General features: G+C 45.7%; 19 protein-coding genes and 1 tRNA gene. 10 read left to right on the forward strand and 10 right to left on the reverse strand.

Annotation, left to right across the window (positions count from 1 at the left end; genetic code table 11):
• Positions 1-30: 30 nt before the first annotated feature.
• Both glnE and OCU35_RS11435 read right to left on the reverse strand, forming a co-directional pair.
• Complete coding sequence (gene glnE, locus OCU35_RS11430; RefSeq protein WP_261825382.1) at positions 31-2,895, reverse strand: bifunctional [glutamate--ammonia ligase]-adenylyl-L-tyrosine phosphorylase/[glutamate--ammonia-ligase] adenylyltransferase; 2,865 nt, start codon at positions 2,893-2,895, stop codon at positions 31-33.
• 113 nt (positions 2,896-3,008) lie between these two features.
• Positions 3,009-4,526, reverse strand: a complete 1,518-nt coding sequence (locus OCU35_RS11435) for a CYTH and CHAD domain-containing protein (RefSeq protein ID WP_102376551.1) — start codon at positions 4,524-4,526, stop codon at positions 3,009-3,011.
• Positions 4,527-4,713: 187 nt separating this feature from the next.
• On the opposite strand from OCU35_RS11435, the gene OCU35_RS11440 reads away from it, so the two are divergent.
• The 3 genes from OCU35_RS11440 to OCU35_RS11450 all read left to right on the forward strand — a co-directional run bounded on the left by OCU35_RS11440 (position 4,714) and on the right by OCU35_RS11450 (position 7,472).
• The gene (locus tag OCU35_RS11440; protein WP_017026809.1) at positions 4,714-5,394 is read left to right on the forward strand and encodes a TIGR00153 family protein; all 681 of its coding nucleotides are present in this window, start codon (positions 4,714-4,716) and stop codon (positions 5,392-5,394) included.
• 44 nt (positions 5,395-5,438) lie between these two features.
• Positions 5,439-6,704: an inorganic phosphate transporter gene (locus tag OCU35_RS11445; protein ID WP_017026808.1), complete on the forward strand. Its 1,266-nt coding sequence runs from the start codon at positions 5,439-5,441 to the stop codon at positions 6,702-6,704.
• Between the two features lie 156 nt (positions 6,705-6,860).
• The gene (locus OCU35_RS11450; RefSeq protein WP_017026807.1) at positions 6,861-7,472 is read left to right on the forward strand and encodes a TIGR04211 family SH3 domain-containing protein; all 612 of its coding nucleotides are present in this window, start codon (positions 6,861-6,863) and stop codon (positions 7,470-7,472) included.
• 212 nt (positions 7,473-7,684) lie between these two features.
• Here the strand turns inward: OCU35_RS11450 and OCU35_RS11455 are convergent, their stop codons facing one another.
• Both OCU35_RS11455 and OCU35_RS11460 read right to left on the reverse strand, forming a co-directional pair.
• Positions 7,685-8,503, reverse strand: coding sequence for a general secretion pathway protein GspB (locus OCU35_RS11455; RefSeq protein WP_261825383.1), 819 nt, complete (start codon positions 8,501-8,503; stop codon positions 7,685-7,687).
• On the reverse strand, positions 8,503-10,134 hold the full coding sequence (locus OCU35_RS11460; protein WP_017243607.1) for an ExeA family protein: 1,632 nt from the start codon (positions 10,132-10,134) through the stop codon (positions 8,503-8,505). Before OCU35_RS11460 ends, OCU35_RS11455 begins: the two co-directional genes overlap by 1 nt.
• A 167-nt stretch (positions 10,135-10,301) precedes the next feature.
• On the opposite strand from OCU35_RS11460, the gene OCU35_RS11465 reads away from it, so the two are divergent.
• Positions 10,302-11,534 carry a multifunctional CCA addition/repair protein gene (locus OCU35_RS11465; protein WP_261825384.1) on the forward strand — a complete coding sequence of 411 codons (1,233 nt, stop codon included), beginning with the start codon at positions 10,302-10,304 and terminating at the stop codon, positions 11,532-11,534.
• A gap of 76 nt (positions 11,535-11,610) precedes the next feature.
• Here the strand turns inward: OCU35_RS11465 and OCU35_RS11470 are convergent, their stop codons facing one another.
• The 3 genes from OCU35_RS11470 to folB are packed head-to-tail and all read right to left on the reverse strand — an operon-like array spanning position 11,611 to position 13,276.
• Positions 11,611-12,414 carry an undecaprenyl-diphosphate phosphatase gene (locus OCU35_RS11470; RefSeq protein WP_017026803.1) on the reverse strand — a complete coding sequence of 268 codons (804 nt, stop codon included), beginning with the start codon at positions 12,412-12,414 and terminating at the stop codon, positions 11,611-11,613.
• Complete coding sequence (folK, locus tag OCU35_RS11475) at positions 12,411-12,920, reverse strand: 2-amino-4-hydroxy-6-hydroxymethyldihydropteridine diphosphokinase (RefSeq protein WP_017026802.1); 510 nt, start codon at positions 12,918-12,920, stop codon at positions 12,411-12,413. The genes OCU35_RS11470 and folK overlap by 4 nt, the downstream gene beginning before the upstream one ends.
• Positions 12,917-13,276: a dihydroneopterin aldolase gene (gene folB / locus OCU35_RS11480; protein ID WP_017031336.1), complete on the reverse strand. Its 360-nt coding sequence runs from the start codon at positions 13,274-13,276 to the stop codon at positions 12,917-12,919. Before folB ends, folK begins: the two co-directional genes overlap by 4 nt.
• A gap of 172 nt (positions 13,277-13,448) precedes the next feature.
• Here folB and plsY point away from each other — a divergent pair, with 172 nt between their 5' ends.
• On the forward strand, positions 13,449-14,042 hold the full coding sequence (gene plsY / locus OCU35_RS11485) for a glycerol-3-phosphate 1-O-acyltransferase PlsY (RefSeq protein ID WP_102382096.1): 594 nt from the start codon (positions 13,449-13,451) through the stop codon (positions 14,040-14,042).
• 55 nt (positions 14,043-14,097) lie between these two features.
• On the opposite strand, the gene OCU35_RS11490 is transcribed toward plsY, so the two are convergent.
• Together OCU35_RS11490 and tsaD are read right to left on the reverse strand one after the other, a co-directional pair.
• Positions 14,098-14,733: an alternative oxidase gene (locus tag OCU35_RS11490; protein ID WP_017026799.1), complete on the reverse strand. Its 636-nt coding sequence runs from the start codon at positions 14,731-14,733 to the stop codon at positions 14,098-14,100.
• Positions 14,734-14,905: 172 nt separating this feature from the next.
• On the reverse strand, positions 14,906-15,925 hold the full coding sequence (tsaD, locus tag OCU35_RS11495) for a tRNA (adenosine(37)-N6)-threonylcarbamoyltransferase complex transferase subunit TsaD (protein ID WP_102427305.1): 1,020 nt from the start codon (positions 15,923-15,925) through the stop codon (positions 14,906-14,908).
• Positions 15,926-16,146: 221 nt separating this feature from the next.
• Here tsaD and rpsU point away from each other — a divergent pair, with 221 nt between their 5' ends.
• The 5 genes from rpsU (at position 16,147) to OCU35_RS11520 (ending at position 20,846) form a co-directional block, all read left to right on the forward strand.
• Positions 16,147-16,362, forward strand: a complete 216-nt coding sequence (gene rpsU, locus OCU35_RS11500) for a 30S ribosomal protein S21 (RefSeq protein WP_005421025.1) — start codon at positions 16,147-16,149, stop codon at positions 16,360-16,362.
• 25 nt (positions 16,363-16,387) lie between these two features.
• Entirely contained in the window at positions 16,388-16,831 is a 444-nt protein-coding gene (locus OCU35_RS11505) for a GatB/YqeY domain-containing protein (RefSeq protein ID WP_017031340.1), read from the forward strand.
• An 86-nt stretch (positions 16,832-16,917) separates the two neighbouring features.
• The gene (gene dnaG, locus OCU35_RS11510; RefSeq protein ID WP_017031341.1) at positions 16,918-18,681 is read left to right on the forward strand and encodes a DNA primase; all 1,764 of its coding nucleotides are present in this window, start codon (positions 16,918-16,920) and stop codon (positions 18,679-18,681) included.
• A 96-nt stretch (positions 18,682-18,777) separates the two neighbouring features.
• On the forward strand, positions 18,778-20,619 hold the full coding sequence (rpoD, locus tag OCU35_RS11515) for an RNA polymerase sigma factor RpoD (protein ID WP_017031342.1): 1,842 nt from the start codon (positions 18,778-18,780) through the stop codon (positions 20,617-20,619).
• Positions 20,620-20,770: 151 nt separating this feature from the next.
• Positions 20,771-20,846, forward strand: a tRNA-Ile gene (locus OCU35_RS11520).
• Positions 20,847-20,908: 62 nt separating this feature from the next.
• Here OCU35_RS11520 and OCU35_RS11525 read toward each other — a convergent pair.
• The gene (locus OCU35_RS11525) at positions 20,909-21,247 is read right to left on the reverse strand and encodes a hypothetical protein (RefSeq protein ID WP_261825385.1); all 339 of its coding nucleotides are present in this window, start codon (positions 21,245-21,247) and stop codon (positions 20,909-20,911) included.
• Positions 21,248-21,341 lie beyond the last annotated feature (94 nt).

Here is a 21,341-nt window from a genome sequence, read left to right on the forward strand (position 1 = left end):
TATCAAAGTGGCGCTAACCATTTGAGCGATTTAACTTTGTTGCGCTTCTTTCATCCATTCACACCACATATCAATCACCCAATGACGCTGCTCAACAAACTTATCTAAAGCAACATCAGCATCAAGATTCAGAAGATTGCGTCGATGAGTTTCATTGCGCATCGACGTATAAGCATCAGTTAAGTACTTAGCTTGCTCAAGTGAAAGTATCTCGACATCAACCAAGCTCTCAAGGATTCGTACATTATCAGACCATTTCACCAAACTGGGGTGCTGATGGGAGTAATTGAGCACCCAATATTGAGCCAAAAATTCAATGTCAGTGATTCCACCAGGGTCTTGCTTAAGCATGAATCTATCTTTCTTTTTACCACCTAAGTGATCGCGCATTTTCTCACGCATTTTGACCACCTCGTCTCGCAACTGGCTCTGCTCACGAGCTAAGCAAAGTACTTTATTTCTAACTTTAGCAAAGGAATCGACCAGGGTCGCATCACCATAAATAGGGCGAGCACGAACAATGGCTTGATGCTCCCAAGTCCACGCCTCTGTAAGTTGATACTCTTCATAAGACTCTATGGGGCTTACCATCAAGCCCGATGCTCCTGAAGGTCTTAAACGCGTATCCACTTCATAGAGGATTCCTGAAGCGGTTCGAGTTGAGAACAGATGGGTTATGCGCTGCGCAAGGCGAAGATAGAACTGTCTGCCATCAATAGACTTTTCTCCATCGGTATAAGCGGACAGTGGGCAGTCGTGGACAAACACAATATCAAGATCAGAGTTGTACCCTAGCTCCCATCCGCCGACCTTTCCGTAGCCAAGTACTGCAAACCCACGACCATCACGATTTTGTAAGTGATTGGGTTCGCCATATTTTGCCGACATCTGATGCCACGCTTGATTGACAACTTGCTCAACAATCGCCTCGGCTAGATAGGTTAAGTGATCACTCACCTGCATAACCGGTAATACACCGGCAATATCTGCGGCAGCAATGCGCAAAATGCAGGTTTGCTTAAACTGGCGCAACGCCTCCATTTGTTGCTCCATATCCTCTTCGGGGATACGGGCAAGATAATCTCTTAGTTCTGATTTATAGCTACTTAGCTCAACAGGCTTATACAACTGCTGAGGATCTAGCAGTTCATCAAGCAATATAGGATAACGGCCTAATAACTCTGTGATCATTGGGCTTGCCGTACAAAGCCTCACTAATTGGTCAAGGGCCGCTGAATGCTCATCAAGTAGCTCGAGGTAGGTAGTTCGAGTGACGATCTTAGACAGTACAGTCAATACCCGCTCTAAACCGAACTCCCCCTCAGGGTGATTCAATACTGCGTGCAGTAACTTAGGCATTAGATGCCCTAGGACTTCTCGCCCTCTAGGGCCTAAGGTCTTTTTACCAAGGTCGGTTTTAAAGTTGCACAAGCTAGTAGAAAGCTCAGAAAACTGCTTTTCTTTTACATCGATAGACAGCTCTTGCAAGATGTTGATTACCTGCTCCGGCTCTTTCGCTAAGCTCCACATTTCCGCGTAAACAGAGTCTACTTCCTGACCCTGCTCTTCTTCATCGCCAATTAACGACTCGAATACTTGGTGGACATTTGCCATGTGCGCATTCAATTCGGTCTGCATTTCAAGATAACTACTAAAGCCCATCACAACCGCTAATTGTTTCTGGCTCTCTTCATCATCAGGAAGGGTTTGCGTTTGCTTATCTTCCATCGCTTGGATGAGGTTCTCAAGGCGACGCAAGAACTTGTAGGCCGACGTCATGCCATCGACATCGCTTGGCTCAAGTAGGTGTTGTATCTTTATTGCTTCCAAGGTTTCAAGTAGGCCTCTACCGCGCAGGCTTGGCTCTCGTCCTCCACGAATTAACTGGAAGACCTGAGCAATAAACTCAATTTCACGAATGCCACCAGGCCCTAGCTTGATATTGTTGGTGAGGCCACGTCTGCGTACTTCGCTGCGAATCATCGCCTTCATGCGGCGTAGTGATTGGATAGCGCTAAAGTCGATATATCGGCGAAACACAAATGGACGCAACATCTGTCTTAGTTCCTGATACTGAGGATACATCTCACGGCCCATGACCCTAGCTTTGACCATAGCGTAACGTTCCCAATCACGCCCTTGCTCTTGGTAGTAGTCTTCCAAAGCGGCAAAGCTCATCACTAGTGGACCACTCTCACCAAAGGGGCGCAGTCGCATATCTACGCGATAACAAAAACCATCAATAGTGATTTGATCCAAAGACTTGATCAGGCGTTGCCCAAGGCGAGTAAAGAATTGTGCGTTGGCAATTGAGCGCCTAGCTCCTTCAGTTTCTCCATTTTCGGGATAGGTAAAGATAAGATCGATATCGGAAGAGAAATTCAGCTCTCCTCCACCGAGTTTACCCATACCGATGATCAGCATAGGTTGCTCAATGCCTTGTGCATTTTTGGGCGTGCCCCATAGGCGAGCGCAGTCTGCATAATGCCAAGCGTAACTCTCGAAGATCATCGCTTCTGCCAACATAGAGACATGGGAAAGGCTTTGCTCAACCGACCAACTTGCCACAATATCGCGCCAAGCAATAGTGATAAGCTCATGATTACGAAAGAATCTAAGCACCTTCATCACCGCATTTTCATCATGGCATTCGGCCAAGCGTTGTTGAAGGTCATCTCGATAGTGATCGCATCGCTCATCACTATCGAGCATCTCAGGAAGTAGCTGCAGTAAGGACTCATCACACAGCAGTCGTTCATAGATAAACGAGCTAAACTCAACCACCCTTTGCAATTCTTCTAGCCTTTGCGATGACCACTGTTCCATAACAGAAGGATACTTCTCGCTAAGCTGTTGATATCTATTTATTTCGACTGGTTCTAGATGGGAATGCATGAGGGCTCCATTGTTGCGTCCAAGCAATATTAACTAGAGCATAAAAAAGCGCTTACCCTAGAGCAAGCGCTGTGACACTGAAATGTGTTTCAATACATAGGAAACTGTGGAATCTATGACTTCCAGTAAGGCTGAACTTCCATACACATGGCTCTGGTTTGCTCCATGGCATGCAATATAGAAGCTTGCTGACGCTCTAACCAACGCTGCAACTGCTCTTGCTCTTCACCCTCAAGTTGACCTACCAACTCACGCACTGGCGCTAGAGTAAGAAGTTCATCTATCCCTTGTGATAGGTCCGCCCATGGTAAGCGAAAGGCTTGACGCATTTCCTGATCGTAGAGCGCTGCAAAGCAGATCCCCGAAAACAGGCTTCTATTGAGATGGTAGTGCTCATCGATATAGTCTTCTGGTGTAAGAGTTTGCTCAACTGGGAAAGCACTGACTAATTCAGCCCAGGTGCGATCCAGTTGGTTTTGAGAAAAGCTCACTAGATTGCCAGACATCGCATTGCTCGCCTTCTCATCCAAGAACGGCTGCCAGCCCTTGGTTAATACCCATCGGCTTAAGTCGAGAATAATGCCCGTATAACGAGCCGACTCTAGTAGCTGTAAAACCTCGTCCTCAGACGGCAAGTCATTGCGCATAACTTTTAGTTGCTTAACCAGTGCCTTTTGAGCATCCAGTTTACGCAGGGCATGGCCTCTGTCTTCTGTTAGGTCATCCAGATAATCTGCCGACTTTATCCAATCCAGCTCTTGCTCTAGCCACTTGAGTTCTTGCCTCAAAATGGCACTGGCGCGCCTCGGAACGATGCCACCAAACACAGCAAGGGTTTGTCTCACAAAGCTCAATGAATAACAAATCTCATGCAGACAATCCATAGAAGGCGATTCTACATAAGCTTGTTCATGATAGAGCCAATGTGCCAGCGCGTATTCCAACGATTTAATGAAGCAACTTTCTACATTGTCTTGCAGAGTCACCTCTACCAAGCCCAGAGCCTTAGTTTCACTACCGGTAAACCCTTGAGCGAGACGATAGCCGCGAGCGGCCTTGCTGAGGTTACCAAGACGCATACCGCCGTCTTCACACAGCTGTCTTGCTAAAGTAAACAAAGCATCGGTTTGACCTGACTTAAGCTCAAGCTCTACCTCACAGATAGGAGATCGCTTTTCGCCAGCTACAACGACACCTTGGTCAAATGCAACCTCTACCTGGCTACCATCAGCCATACCCACCAGCCATAGCTCACGGGTAAAATTGGTCGCAAATAAAGGCTGTAGCTGTTCGCCAAGCTCTTGCACACTGCGGCCTTCAGGCCAGATCTCTTCTGGGTGTAAGGATACGTCAGGATCATCACTGGTGTGCTCTGCGTTATACTCGGGGCGCTGATGCAAACCGGCCACGACTCGGCCTGAGGTTTTCACCGTTTGCACATAGACATCATCAAAGCGGCGAATGCGCATTCCTATGTCGTGTTCACGCAACCAGTTATCTGGAGTATCAAAATAGATATTGCCGAGTTCTCGGCTACTATGTTGAAGAATTTTGTTGTGCGGAATTTTCTCTCTCAGAACTTCTGAGAATTGTGGTGAAACAAAAAATTTCAGCTCTATTTCAGTTTCCATAATTCACTCATAATCGACTGTCTATTGCAGATTAAGTCGAAAAGAGTTTATCAGCAAGTGACATTCCCCTGATCTAAATCACGAAAAAAAGCACATTTGTGCACTTTTAAGTCACGGAAACCCTTTTAATACGAAAAAAACCTATTATAGTTACACCCCAGCATGACAATCACATGACAATACAAATATGCCAGTCAATACCATCATGGGTTTATTCGCAAAATCGCCAATAAAACCGTTGCAACAACACGGAGCGAAGGTTTACGAGTGTGCTTCACTTTTGCCTGAATTCTTTGCTGCCTCTAATGCCAATAATTGGGAAAAGGCGGCCGATTACCGTCAACAAATATCTACATTAGAAAAAGAAGCTGACACCCTCAAGCGTCAGATTCGTTTGCACCTACCTACTGGCCTATTCATGGCATTTGATAGGGGTGACCTGTTGGAGTTGTTAACCCAACAAGACAAAGTAGCCAACATTGCTAAAGACATCTGTGGCCGTGTTCTAGGCCGAAATCTACTTATACCTGAAGCTTTGCACGAAGAATTCTTAGTGTACGTAAAACGTTGCTTGGATGCTGTAGGGCAAATGCACAAGGTAATTAACGAGTTAGATGAATTGCTAGAGACAGGCTTCAAGGGACGTGAAGTGGATTTGGTAGAGTCTATGATCGATGAACTCGATCGTATTGAAGACGATACCGACCAAATGCAAATAGATTTGCGCCGAAGCCTCAGAGATATTGAAGATCAATACAATCCAATTGATGTGATGTTCTTGTACAAAATCCTCGAGTGGGTTGGTGGAATAGCGGACCAAGCACAGCGTGTTTGTGCTCGTCTAGAATTGATGATTGCGCGTAGCTAATCATTCTCCACCCCATTTAACTAATTAATATCAAAGGATATTTAATGGATATTCTAGCTAACTACGGCACAATACTTTTGATTGCTGCTGCCGTATTCGGTTTTATGATGGCTATCGGTATCGGTGCCAACGATGTCGCTAACGCAATGGGTACCTCGGTAGGTTCTAAGGCGTTAACCGTAAAACAAGCCATCATCATCGCAATGATTTTCGAGTTCGCCGGTGCCTATCTTGCCGGTGGTGAAGTAACTGACACTATTCGAAAAGGTGTTATTGATACCACTCTATTCGTCAATAGTCCTGATTTACTGGTATTTGGTATGATGTCAGCGTTGCTGGCAGCAGGTACTTGGCTATTACTTGCCTCTTACATGGGCTGGCCTGTATCAACTACTCACTCCATCATTGGTGCCATTATTGGTTTTGCTATGGTTTCAGTGGGCTCTGAAGCGGTAGATTGGGGATCAGTACAAGGTATTGTGGGTAGCTGGGTTATTACACCATTTATCTCAGGTTTATTTGCCTACTTTATTTTTATCAGTGCGCAGAAATTCATATTTAACACCGATAAACCTCTGCAAAACGCGAAGAAATATGTGCCTGTATACATGTTCCTAACCACGATCGTTATTGCACTAGTTACGATCAAGAAAGGCCTAAAACACGTGGGCTTACACCTATCAAATGGTGAAGCTTGGTTCTGGTCAGTTGCGGTATCCTTGTTGGTTATGTTCATCGGTTATCTATACATTCAAAAACGCTTCCAGCTTGATGATGAAAATCATGAACACAGCTTTACGGGTGTAGAGAAGGTATTTAGCACACTAATGGTAATCACCGCTTGTGCGATGGCATTTGCTCACGGTTCAAACGACGTTGCAAATGCGATTGGTCCACTATCGGCTATCGTTTCTACCATTGAAAACATGGGCGAAATTGCAGAGAAGACGACAATCGCTTGGTGGATTCTACCACTGGGTGGCGTTGGTATCGTGGTAGGTCTTGCGACTATGGGTCACAAGGTAATGTCAACGGTAGGTACAGGTATCACTGAACTTACCCCTAGCCGCGGCTTTGCAGCTCAGCTTGCAACTGCAAGTACTGTAGTACTGGCTTCAGGTACCGGCTTACCTATTTCAACCACACAAACCTTAGTGGGTGCGGTACTAGGTGTTGGCTTTGCTCGTGGTATCGCAGCCCTTAACCTTGGCGTTGTTCGCAACATCGTAGTGTCTTGGGTAGTGACGCTTCCAGCCGGTGCATTGCTTGCTATCGTCTTCTACGAAATCATGTTGATGATTTTCGTCTAGGAAAAATGTCAAGTGTCTGTCATATTTTGACAAACTTACGTTAGAGAGGGGGCATTGCCCCCTCTTTTAGTTGCAGGCAACCTCGAATCTACTTACTATTTAGGCATTGACGGAATGCCATTCCTCACCTGAATTTGATTTTCTGAAGGACGCACAGTGAAAAAACTTTTTTTAATCGCTCTTGCTGCTGTGATGACAGCACCAGCGGCGTGGGCTCAGACTCGCTATATCTCTGACAACCTATTTACCTACATGCACTCGGGCCCGAATGCACAGTACCGAATCATTGGTAGCGTAGATGCGGGTGCAGCAGTCACTCTAGTTCAAACTAATAAGAACAGTGGTTACACTGAAGTCGTTGATCAGCGTGGTCGTAAAGGCTGGGTAGAATCAAAGTACGTAACCAACACAGAAGGCATGGCAACACGTATGCCTCGTCTAGAGAAAGAGCTTGCACAAGTGAAAGCTGAGCTGGCAGGCTTTAATGAGCAAGCAGAGCAAGAGCAAGAAGGCTTAGTGCGCTCTCTAGAAACGCGTAACTCGCAGATTTCTGAAATGGAAGTGAATTACAAAAAGGTGAGTGATCAGCTGCTTTCTGCGCAAACTGAAGTTCGCGAACTTCGCGCTCGCTTAGACACTCAAAAAGAAGACCTTCTGTTGAAATACTTCATGTACGGTGGCGGTGTAGCCGGCCTAGGTCTACTGTTTGGTCTATTGCTTCCACACGTTATTCCTCGTCGTAAGAAGTCTCCTAACGGCTGGGCATAATACCAATCGTACTAAATAACTGATCACCCTAGCTGGTTAAAACACTCGATAACTGCGTTAGAATTTTTGATTGTAGAATAACTACTTATAGAAAAATTCTGCCTTGTTCTCGAGTATTTTTCCTTCGCTATTTCTGAACACTTACTTAGTGTGATTGGTATAAACCCAATCACACAAAAAAAGCTGCCATTGGCAGCTTTTTTTATTTTTGCTTACCCTTGCCAATCGTAAAGGGCGGGGATCTCTATCTTCTCCCCAGAGAACTCAACCACGATATAACGTGGTGCTATCTCTACTATCTTGATACCACCATCAATGGAATCCCCTTCTTGAACTTCACTACCATTCACTTTCACCCAGCGATGCTTTGGATTACTGGCGTACATGTGAGTTTGTAGGTTCAGCGCAGGTAAGCGTCCTCTAAAGCGCTCACTGTCTTTGTCTAGCTCTGTCACTCGAACATTGCTCAGCTCATCGTCATTAATTTCATCCACTTGATAGTTGGAAGGATTATCAAGCACACTGGCGACGCTGCTGGCAAGCTCTGGAGATAACCCGGAAAGGTCTAACTCAGGTAAGCTCCACTCCCCTTCTGTCCTCACAGGCTCTGGTAGGGGCGTATTATCTACTGTCATTACTGGCTGAGGCGCAGGGCGAGATGCTCCTACCTGAGTTTGTAGCTCAACTCTAGGCAAAGGCATAAGCGCAATTGGCGCTGTTGCCGGAAGAAAGGTCACATCCAAACTAGGCTCGATAACTCGGGTTACCTCGCTGTCCAAAGAGCGGTCATCACCAATGAAGCGACTAAGAGATGGTGTCAGACTCTCTGCCAACCCTTGAGTCAGTGAAGAATCTGCTAACATAGCATGCCCTGTGGCACCTAAACCTAGCCCAGCGACTATCGCAACCACCAATCGTGCTTTGCCGAGACCCGATTGGGTTCTCAGCGTAACGTTAGGCATATTCGTCAATGTAGAAGTCTGTTCAAATTGCTTTTGAGATTGCTCAAGAGCCTTCAATACTTGTGACATTACAATCCCTCCCTGACATCACCCAGTAACCTAGGAGCATTTTCACTGGTCAATCTATCGAGTTGACGCAAGGTTCGATTTCCTGCAACTCCGTCAGCATCAAGCCCCTGCCAGGATTGAAATGCTGAAACTCGCTTTTGCATAGCATCGTTGTAGACTGCCGTGTTTAAAGGTTTTGCATTTAACACTTTGGCCAGAAGCTCATCAAGAATCTGAACTTGCTCCCCTGAGCTATTCAGTTTTAGAGTTTGCAGTATTTCGCTGTACCACAAATACCTAAACTGCCCTTTCCAGTGCTCATCTAACCATGTGATCGGCAACTGGACTCGCTCTCCGGCAAGCAACAGTTCCACACTGTCACTATTAATACTTCTTAATACCGCAAAGTAAGGCTGCTGCTGTTCATATAGGGTCAGCACAACGGGTCTGTTGGACGCGACGATTTCTGGAAGGTCTGCTGCGCCCTGAAAGCAATGAAATGGAGGCTGAGTACCATACTCGCAATCTGCATCAACAATTGAGGCATTGTACCCCCACAAGCGATACAGGGACTGCATGGCGCTCATTGGAGAGCGGCTCTGCTCTATCAACTGAACAAAACGTTGCTGTTTTGCATTGGCTAGCTGATTTAGCTCGTTCATCTCGCTTTGCACTTGCTGAGCCTGTAGTTGTTGCGCTTGATGCTCAGTCTGCAAATCCTGCCACTGTTGCCAAGCCGTTAGACCGACATAAGAGCTACCCGCTACTATTAGCGCGAGTAAAGTCGCTGATAGCCAGTTATTCGAACTTGATTTTATAGGCTGTGATTGATGAAGCGCAGGGGCCTGATAAGCCAACACATCCTCACTCGCTTTTATCGCTACCTTATGGTCAACAGATCGCTGCTGAGTCAGCATCGCGTAATGCAGGGCTTTATCACAGATTAAATTAATAAGGCGCGGAATGCCTTGTGAGTGAGAGGCGATAATTCGAATCGCCTTATCAGAGAATAGTGCATCGTTCACGCCGGATATGCGCAGGCGAAATCCAATGTAATCCGCTATTTCTTTCTCGACTAGCGGTAGCAAGTGATAGCGCCCGGTAATACGCTGCGCCAACTGTCTCAGTTCTATGGTTTGCAGCTTATGCTGCAGCTCAGGTTGCCCCACCAGCAACACCTTGAGTAATTTATGGCTGTCCGTTTCTAGGTTGGTCAGCAAACGCAATTGCTCCAGCACTTGCCGAGACAGGTGTTGCGCTTCATCAATTAGCACCAAAGTCTGTAAGCCTTTCTGATGATTATCTAAAAGGTAGTGATTGATGATTTGAGAAAGCTGTTTGAGGCTTGTGGGCTGCTCATAAGAAAGCGAGAACTCATCACAAATCGCTTCAAGGAGCTCTATTTCAGAAAAGGTGGGGTTAAGGATTAGGCCTGCGACCCAGTTACCCTCAAGGTTGGCTAACATCGCCTTAGATACAGTAGTTTTCCCTGTTCCAACCTCGCCCGTCAGCATAGCAAAACCGCCTCCACTATTGAGGCCAATCTGCAGGTGAGACAAAGCCTCACGGTGACGTGCACTCAAAAACAGGTACTTTGAGCTGGGAACAATTGAAAACGGCTCTTCTACAAAGCCAAAATAATCCTTATACATTCAGAACTTCTATCGACACTTCTTTTTCTATTACGGCCAAGCTACCATTGAAACAAAGAAAGTAAAGTAAACCTTTGTAGGCAAGTGATACCAATGACGGTGTATTGGGTTCTAGATATACTATTCACATCATTTGCTCGAATATGCCGTAAAAAGAGGGAAATCAATTGCAAACCTATCTAGTGGGTGGCGCTGTCCGAGATAAGCTACTGAATATCGACAACTACGACCAAGACTGGGTGGTGGTTGGTGCTACACCACAAACGCTGTTGAGCCTAGGCTATCAAGCGGTGGGCAAAGACTTTCCCGTCTTCTTACACCCAAAAACCAATGAAGAGTACGCGCTCGCTAGAACCGAGCGAAAATCAGGTACTGGCTACACGGGCTTTGATTGCCATTTTGCCGAGGACGTCACCCTTGAAGAAGACCTAATTCGCCGTGACCTCACTATCAATGCCATGGCGCAAGATAGCAGTGGCGAGCTCTATGACCCTTATGGTGGGCAACAAGATATTCAAAACAAACTGCTTCGCCATGTATCTGATGCCTTTGTAGAAGACCCTCTGCGAGTGCTTAGAGTGGCTCGTTTTGCCGCAAAACTGCATCATCTTGGATTTAGCGTTGCCGAGGAAACACAAACGCTCATGAGCGAGATTGTAAAATCTGGAGAGCTGGAAACCCTGACTGCTGAACGGGTATGGCAAGAGTGGCAAAAATCGTTGCTGACCCGAAACCCTCAAATATTTGTTCAGGTTCTACAAGATTGCGGCGCACTAGAGGTTGTCATTCCAGAGTTGAGCCGCTTGTTTGGGGTTCCGCAAACAGAAAAATGGCACCCTGAGATTGATACGGGCATTCATACCATCATGGTGGCCAAGCGCGCCTCTGAGCTCACCGCAGAGCCAGAGATCCGCTTTGCCGCTCAAATGCATGACCTGGGCAAGGGCGTGACACCAGAGCAGGAGTGGCCAAGCCACAAAATGCATTGCCATACTGGGTTAAAGATCATAGAGAAACTCAGCAAGCGCCTTCGAGTTCCCAATCAATATAAAGAACTGGCACTGCATGTCTGCAAGCAACACTCCAATATCCATAGAGCTCAAGAGCTCAAGGCCTCGACCCTGCTTCGAGTACTGGATAGCTTTGATGTGTGGCGCAAACCCGCTGTACTCGAGCAAGTATTGATTACCTGCCAAGCAGACTCACAAGGCCGCCTAGGGCATGAATCTACGCCGTATCCGCAGCGAGATTACGTTAAGGCGGCCTATCAATCCGCTATATCGGTTAACGTGCAGCAAGTAATTCAGGGTGGTTTTTCAGGAAAAGAGATTCGTGAGGAGCTTAACAGGCGCAGAGTGGATGCTATTGATGAGATAAAACAAGGCTGGCTTTGGGATTAGTTCTCTTCTTCCAACCACAAAACACAGACAAAGAAATCCCCGCTCAAAGCGGGGATTTTCATAATGAAATCAGAGTCTACTGACTTAGCAGGAATGCAAACAGGCCTGCACCCAATAGCAATCGGTAAATCACAAATGGGGTCATACCCATACGAGAAATCAGCTTCAAGAAGTAGTGGATACAGATATAAGCACTAATAAACGACACCAGAATACCAGTACCCAGTACACCTAAGTGCATTGGCTCAGGGCTAAGCGCTAGCTTAGTACCAAGGTATCCACCCGCCAAGGTGATGATAGGAATAGACATCAAGAAAGAGAAACGAGCGGCAGCCTCACGAGTAAAGCCAAGGTATAGAGCTGCGGTAATCGTTGCCCCTGAACGAGAAGTACCCGGGATCATCGCCATCGCCTGAGCGATACCAATAACCAGCGTTTTCTTCCAGGTCGCTTGGTACTCATCAATCTCAAAGCTTGATGATTTGTCAGCGTGCCACAGTAAAAGACCAAAGATAATCGTGGTACAAGCAATAACCCAAGCACTGCGCAGGTAAAGCTCAATAAGATCGTTTAGGAATAATCCGGCAAGACCTGCAGGGATAGTGGCAAGGATGATCATCCATGCGAGCTTAGACTCCTTGTTGTGTTGCTGCTTAAACACCGAACCAAAGAATGCACGTAACAGAGTCACCACTTCATTTCTAAAGTAAAGAACCACAGCCAACAAGGTACCCACGTGCACCGCTACGTCAAAGGCTAACCCTTGATCTTCCCAGCCTAAGACCGCTGAAGGCAAAATAAGGTGAGCAGAGCTCGAGATTGGTAAAAATTCAGTTAGGCCCTGAATTAAGGCCAGCGCAAAGGCTTCAAAATAACTCATTGATAATCATCACTTAGGTTTAAAGATGTAGCGGTAAGATTGGACATACCGCCTATAGATTTAAATTCTTGTTGCCAAATTTGCCTTACAGAACGTCCATCACAAGGAACGATCAGGTCAGGGCAAAGCTCATATAGGGGCTGAAGTACAAAATTGAACTTGAAGATATCGCACCTTGGCAACTGAGGAGACTGTTGTGATGTCTCCTCGCCAAATAAAAGAATATCGATATCAAGTGTACGATCTTGCTTTTTTGCCGCATTTTCCGGTCGGCCATAGGCCACTTCTAAGGCTCGCAATCGACGTGAGAATTCAGGCAATGCCAAATCTGTATCAATGCCGATCACGAAGTTATAAAACTCCGCCCCTTCAAAACCGGCGGCTGGGCATCGGTAAATCGTTGAGACTTGAAGGTTAGCACCTAAACGTTGCAACTCTATGATCGCCGCATGAGCGTGTTTATCACGCTCTATGTTTGTCCCAATACCTAAGTAGGTTTGGGTCACAGCGTGCCTCGCTCAATAACCACACCAACGCTACTCGCTTGTGGAACCGCGCCAGGCTTACGCAGCTTGATTCTCAGCCAAGGTACATTAAATTGATTCATGATTAATGCAGCGACTTCTTCTGCAACTCTCTCTACTAATAGAAAGCGGCCATTTTGAATATGAGCGAGCACCGCTTGGCTTACCGAAAAGTAATCCAGAGCGTCTTCAACATTATCACTATTACCAGCGGGCTGATTGTTATGGGCCATCTCTATATCAAGCACTAGCTTCTGCTTGATCTCTTGCTCCCAGTCATACACGCCAATGGTAGTAATTACCTCAAGCTGTTCAATGAAGACTCTGTCCTGATTCATGATTTCGATTCCTTTAGTGCCTCTTTCTGCAACTTATGCACGTAAACTTAGCGCAATTGCAAAGATTGAGGTCGGATAAGCCAAAAGTATAAAAAAACGTAATATACTACATCAAATACCCAACTATCATCCTGAATAAAGCGGTAATCGCTACAAAGTGTAAAGGATCTCTATGTCTGCAACGGTTCTACTCATGATCATCTTGGCCTATCTGTTAGGCTCGGTGTCGAGTGCCGTCTTGATTTGCCGTGTATTTAAGCTTCCAGATCCCCGCACTGCCGGCTCCAATAACCCAGGCGCTACCAATGTGCTGCGAATTGGCGGGAAGCTACCTGCCGCACTGGTACTCGTGAGTGACATGGCTAAGGGAACCATCCCGGTCTGGTCTGCTTATTACTTGGACATAGAACCCGTTATGCTGGGACTAATCGGTATATCCGCTTGTATTGGCCATATCTACCCCATCTTTTTTCACTTTAAAGGGGGCAAAGGCGTAGCAACCGCTGTTGGCGCTATTGCACCCATCGGCTTTGATTTAACGGGCATGTTAATGGGGACTTGGCTGGTTACCGCTGTTATCTCGCGATATTCATCGTTAGCTGCACTTGTGACTGCACTGGTCGCTCCGTTCTATACCTGGCTTATCAAACCACAGTACACCTTACCTGTAGCTATGTTGTGTTGCCTTATCATTTGGCGTCATCAGGAGAATATCAAGCGCTTGATGGCGGGGAATGAACCTAAGGTTGGCTCAAAAAAAAAGTAACCATTGAAGCAAAAAACCAGCCCCTTTAGGCTGGTTTTTGATAAGTTAATGCTGATTAGCTTTGATGAGCAGGTAACTCTTTGGCTTGATAGGAATCGGCAAATTCATGGTTTCTATCTCTGTGTTTTGCTTCATCTTCACGAATCAACAAGATCACATCTCTTAATCGCGCATCCGTAGGCAAGTTGTAGTACTTAATGGCTATCTCTGGAGCGGCAACGTTTTCGACGGCTCCACTGTCAATTTTTTCTAGGTACTCGGTATAGCTTTTACAGGCTTCTTCTTCAAAGTAACCCACAATGCGATGGGCGATTTTTGACGATAAAAGGTAAAGTACTCCATACACCACAATGAATGCACCTTGCCCAAGCAACACAAGCAAACGCTCGATCCAGCTAGGTTTGGCAATATCGAGAAAGATCATCAAGTGCATACGTTCGTTTTCAGCCTCGTCCAACAACTCTCGAATCCAGCCCTCATCATCTTTCATGCGACGCAGCGCTTTAAGGTGGTTAAACATACCTGCAACCATTCCTGGTACTGCTGCAATGGTCTCAAGGATAACCGCACGCTTCGCGTATTTGTTGCCATAGAAAATGTTCAGCGTAAACTTTAAGACCTGAGTGATCTTATAAGCAATGTAGTCACTGGCTTTTGTTGCAGTTCGATGAGTGATCTTGAATCCCGTCATGTGGTGTTCGCCTTTCTCATAAATAAGATACATTCAATATACAACTTAATTGATCTAGATCAAGCTTTAATTAAAATTAATTTTAATCTTTAAAATATATTTTAATCCCACCATCCAGACATAAAAAAACGTCCTACGATGAGGACGCTTAGTTTCTTCCCTTAGCGGGCAATCAGCTAGCGATAGGCTTTAGCTGATCGATCGGCCAGCGAGGCTGAGCCTTAACACCTAGATCCGAGGTTTCACCATTTTTCAGGCGCTGCATTCCTGCATAAGCAATCATGGCACCGTTGTCGGTACAAAACTCTGTACGCGGATAGTAAACCTCGCCACCCATTTTCTTAGCTAGAGCTTCTAACTCAACTCTTAGCTGCTTATTGGCACTGACACCGCCAGCAATAACAATACGCTTCATACCCGTTTGTAGCAGCGCTCGCTTACACTTAATAACCAAGGTAGCGCAAACCGCTTCTTGGAAGGCATACGCGATATCAGCACGAGTCTGGTCATCGTTATCATTACCAGAAATAGTGTTTGCCGCAAAGGTCTTCAAGCCTGAAAAGCTCATATCCAGCCCTGGTCTATCTGTCATTGGACGCGGGAACTTAAATCGGCCTGGAGTACCCTTTTCTGCTAAACGAGAAAGCAATGGACCGCCAGGGTAGTCTAAACCCATTAGCTTAGCGGTCTTATCAAAGGCCTCACCAGCGGCATCATCGATAGATTCACCTAGAATCTGATACTCACCAATGCCTTTAACTTCCACTAGCATGGTGTGACCACCAGAAACCAACAGGGCAACAAACGGAAACGGCGGTGGATTGTCCTCTAACATAGGCGCTAGTAGATGCCCTTCCATATGGTGAACAGGCACAGCGGGTACATCCCACGCGTAAGCGATACTGCGGCCTATGGTTGCACCAACCAAAAGTGCGCCCACAAGACCAGGGCCAGCTGTATAAGCAATACCATCGATATCATCTGAGGTTAAATCAGCCTCTTTCAGTGCTTCTTTAATCAAAGGAATGGTTTTCTTTACATGATCGCGAGAAGCTAATTCTGGAACGACGCCACCGTAATCGGCGTGCAGCTTCACTTGGCTATACAGTTGATGTGACAGTAGGCCTTTCTCATCATCATAAATAGCAACTCCTGTCTCATCACAGGAGGTCTCAATACCTAAAATACGCATAAATTTCTCGCGACTTCTTTAATGTGCGGCAAGTTTACCTTGTCCTATTTGTTCAAACAAATAATTGATCGTTTTCTCCGCAATAAAGTGCTTTACAAACACAGTCACTTCGGATTAAAATTCCGCACCATTTTTGATCAAACTGGTATTTCCCCCTGCAAGTTTATTTGCCCGGAAAGTGGAATCCAGTATTAACGAATAACCCCTGAGGTGAAAGGCATATGCCAGTAGTTAAAGTACGTGAAAACGAACCGTTCGACGTAGCTCTACGTCGCTTTAAGCGCTCTTGCGAAAAAGCAGGTATTCTTTCTGAAGTGCGTCGTCGTGAGCACTACGAGAAACCAACAACAGTTCGCAAACGCGCTAAAGCAGCAGCTCAAAAGCGTCACGCTAAGAAGCTATCTCGCGAAAACGCACGTCGCGTTCGTCTTTACTAATAACCGATTTAATTAGGTATTAGTAATGGCTCTTATTGATAATCTCAAAGAAGAGCAAAAATCTGCGATGAGAGCCAAGGACAAAGCGCGCCTTGGCACTATCCGTTTAGCTCTAGCAGCAATTAAGCAACGTGAAGTTGACGAGAGAATTACTCTCACAGACGACGATATCATTGCTGTGCTGACTAAAATGGTTAAACAACGTCGCGATTCTGTCGCTCAATTTGAATCTGCTGGTCGTCAAGACCTTGCTGATGCTGAGAAAGTTGAAATTACAGTACTTGAGGATTTTATGCCTCAACCACTGACTGAAGAAGAAGTTGCTGCATTAGTTGATAGTGCAATTACCGAATCTGAAGCGGCGGGCATGCAAGACATGGGTAAAGTAATGGGCGTTCTTAAGCCGCAAATTCAAGGGCGCGCAGATATGGGTAAAGTAAGTGGTTTAGTTCGTTCTAAACTGGCTTAATCCCACATAAAAATTAAAGCAAGCCGTGCTATTCTCTGAATGCACGGCTTGTTTGTATCTCGCAACTTGCACTTTCTTTAGGATCTATGGCTGGACATATCCCACGTACCTTCATTGATGATCTACTTGCTCGACTCGATATTGTCGATATCGTTGACGCACGAGTAAAACTAAAGAAACAAGGCAAGAACTACGGCGCTTGCTGCCCATTCCATAACGAAAAAACCCCTTCTTTCAGCGTTAGCCAAGAAAAACAGTTCTACCATTGCTTTGGCTGTGGTGTGCACGGTAATGCCATCGACTTTATGATGGAATACGAACGTCTTGAGTTTGTTGAAGCGATCGAAGAACTTGCCTCACACCTTGGTATTGAGGTGCCTCGAGAGCAACGTCAGGGTGGATTTAGCAAAGGCCCAACTGCGAATACAGAGCAGAAACGTAGCCTATACGACCTACTAGGTAGTATTGCGAATTTCTATCGCTCGCAATTAAAAACAAGTGCGGGAAAAACCGCTATTGAGTACCTGAAAAATCGTGGTCTTAGTGGCGAAATAGCACAAAAATTTGAGATTGGTTTCGTACCGGATGAATGGGATTCGGTACGAAAACAATTTGGGCAACAAAAGCCAACAGAAGATGCGCTAGTCAGCGCAGGCATGCTTATCGAAAACGATAAGGGTAACCGATATGACCGCTTCCGTGGTCGTGTCATGTTCCCAATTCGTGATCGACGAGGTCGAGTGATTGGCTTTGGTGGCCGCGTCTTAGGTGACGGTACCCCTAAGTACCTCAACTCACCGGAAACCCCTGTATTCCATAAAGGCAAAGAGCTGTATGGTTTATATGAAGTGTTGCAAACTCACCGCTCACCAGAACACATTCTGGTGGTCGAAGGGTATATGGACGTCGTGGCACTGGCTCAATTTGGCGTCGATTATGCGGTTGCTTCCCTTGGTACATCTACCACTGGCGATCATCTGCAAATGCTGTTCCGTCAAACCAGCAGTATTGTCTGTTGTTATGATGGTGACCGAGCCGGTCGTGATGCAGCATGGAGAGCGATGGAAAATGCGCTTCCTTATCTGAACGATGGCCGCCAGCTTAAGTTTATGTTCTTACCTGATGGTGAAGACCCTGATACCTATATTCGTCAACACGGTAAACAGGCCTTTGAAGAACAAGTTGCCAGCGCAACAACCTTATCTGAGTTTATGTTCCAAACCTTGATGCAGCAGGTAGATACCAGCAGTAAAGAGGGCATGGCCAAGCTAAGTACCTTAGCTATCCCTCTGATTAGCAAGGTACCCGGCGGCACGCTTCGTATGTATTTACGTGAATTGCTAGGGCGAAAACTCGGCTTAGTTGACGAAAGGCAGTTGCAGCAGCTGATAGCAAAATCAGATGAACAAGCAACACGCCCTGCACCACATAAAAAGATTGAGCGAACCCCTATGCGAGTGGTCATAGCATTATTGCTACAAAACCCGCATTACGTAGAGTTAATGCCAAACTTAGATTCAATTAGGCAAACTAATCTGCCTGGACTAAGTTTATTACTCGATGTGGTTGATAAGTGTATAAATCATCCCCATATCACCACAGGCCAGTTATTAGAGCACTGGCGTGATCAGAAAGAAGAAAGAATTTTGTCACTTCTCGCAAGTTGGGATCTTCCCACTTATAAAGAAGAAGACAATCATGACGATATTTTTTGCGATTCACTCGATAAGGTGATTTATCAGTGTATCGAAAGGCAAATTGAAACCCTACAAGCGAAAGAAAGAAGTATCGGCTTATCAGTCGATGAGAAAAGGGAGCTACTGGCTTTAATGCTAGAATTAAAAGCATGAGACCCTCAACGCTTGTATTGTAAAAACTTTGCTATAATTAGCGGTCTGCATTTCGCAAACTAGTTACTTCACCAGACCAGGATTTGGATACCATCTATGGATCAAAATAAGCAGTCACAGCTTAAAGCACTTGTTCTAAAAGGCAAAGAGCAAGGCTATCTCACATATGCTGAAGTGAACGACCATCTTCCACCTGAGATTGTCGACTCTGAACAGGTTGAAGATATCATTCAGATGATCAACGACATGGGCATTAAAGTAGTTGAAAATGCTACTGAAATTGATGACGACACTATCAACGACGAAAATGAAGAAGTCGATGAGGATGCAGCAGAAGCTGCCGTTGCCGCTCTTAGTACCGTTGAAAGTGAAATTGGCCGTACAACCGATCCAGTCCGCATGTACATGCGTGAGATGGGTACTGTTGAGCTTCTAACTCGTGAAGGCGAGATCGATATCGCTAAGCGTATCGAAGATGGCATCAATCAAGTTCAAGCATCAGTTGCTGAATTTCCTGGCACAATCCCGTATGTTTTAGAGCAGTTCGATAAAGTTCAAGCTGAAGAACTTCGCCTAACAGACATCATTTCTGGTTTTGTTGACCCAGATGATGACGGTACAACAGCACCAACAGCAACACACGTTGGTTCAGAGCTAGCTGAAACTGATCTTAAAGAAGAAGATTCAAATGATGCAGATGATGATGAAGACGAAGAAGAAGATACAGGCATCGATCCAGAGCTTGCTCTAGAACGATTTACTGAACTTCGCAAAACGTACCAAGATCTGCAGTTGGTTTCTAACACTGAAGGGCGCGATAGCAAAGCCTTTAAGGTTGCAACCTCTAAGGTCAATGACGTATTCCGTGAATTCCGTCTTACGCCAAAGCAGTTTGACCATCTGGTAACGCAACTTCGCACCTCTATGGAGCGCGTTCGTACACAAGAACGTTTGATCATGCGCCAAACCGTAGAATACGGTGGCATGCCGAAGAAAGAATTCGTTAAGCTCTTTACCGGCAACGAATCAAACGATGCATGGGTAGACCAAACTCTATCTTCAGACGCACCTTACAAAGAGAAGATCCGTCGTAACGAAGAAGACATCCGTCGCTCTATCCAGAAGCTTAAGAGCATTGAGCAAGAGACATCACTAACGGTTCAGTCTATTAAAGACATCAGCCGTCGTATGTCTATCGGTGAAGCTAAAGCTCGCCGTGCGAAGAAAGAGATGGTAGAAGCGAACTTACGTCTTGTTATCTCTATCGCGAAGAAATACACCAACCGTGGCCTACAGTTCTTGGACCTTATCCAGGAAGGTAACATTGGTCTGATGAAAGCGGTTGATAAGTTCGAATACCGTCGTGGTTACAAGTTCTCTACTTATGCGACTTGGTGGATTCGTCAGGCCATTACTCGTTCTATCGCTGACCAGGCGCGTACTATTCGTATCCCTGTGCACATGATCGAGACCATCAACAAACTGAACCGTATCTCTCGTCAGATGCTTCAGGAGATGGGTCGCGAGCCTCTGCCAGAAGAATTGGCAGAACGCATGCAAATGCCTGAAGATAAGATTCGTAAAGTACTTAAGATCGCTAAAGAGCCAATCTCTATGGAGACACCAATCGGTGACGACGAAGATTCGCATCTAGGTGATTTCATCGAGGATACGACTCTAGAGCTGCCTTTAGACTCTGCAACGGCAACTAGCCTTAAGTTTGCAACTAAAGACGTTCTAGCGGGCCTAACACCTCGTGAAGCGAAAGTACTGCGCATGCGCTTTGGTATCGACATGAACACTGACCACACTCTAGAAGAGGTAGGTAAGCAGTTCGACGTTACTCGTGAGCGTATCCGTCAGATCGAAGCAAAAGCACTACGTAAACTACGTCACCCAAGCCGCTCAGAAACTCTGCGCAGCTTCCTAGACGAGTAATCGGCAGCAATTGAGTTTAAAAGGTGAGCACTAGCTCACCTTTTTTGTATCTAGTGGTTTGATCGCATAAAAACTATACGCAAATCAGTAGCATTCCTCGCTCTTCACCTAGACACTCCCCTATCCTTCTCATATAATCTTCACCCTATATGGCCCCTTAGCTCAGTGGTTAGAGCAGTCGACTCATAATCGATTGGTCCGCAGTTCAAGTCTGCGAGGGGCCACCATATACAAAAGGCTCGTAGAGAAATCTACGAGCCTTTGTCGTTTCTAGCAGATTAAAAATCGGCTACTCAGCCATCTTCTTTAACATTGAGCGAAGGCTCAATGGTTTAGCCATTTCATTTAGCTCAGCCTTTGACAAGGCATGCATGTCTATACGCCTTACGGTTTCCTTCGACACAAGCACATTGATTACCACCAAAGAAAGCGCCCAAATTAATAAGCTGATTCCAATTGGCGTGAAGTGCACAGCGTCTTCATTGTAAACAAAGAGTTCCTGTTGATAGACCTTCCATCCGGCCATAATAACGGCATATAGAATCACATTGAGCCACATGACAGACACTCTGATTTGTGACCATAAACACAGCTGATTATTGGATAATCTACTGAGTACTGAATGCATAATCTTACCCCTTGAGAAAAGATTCAAAAGTAAGGATTGAGGAACTCAAGAGATAGGTCATTTGATGACAATTTAAAGCAATAGTTCTCAAGTA

Source organism: Vibrio breoganii (assembly GCF_024346795.1).
Classification (GTDB): domain Bacteria; phylum Pseudomonadota; class Gammaproteobacteria; order Enterobacterales; family Vibrionaceae; genus Vibrio; species Vibrio breoganii.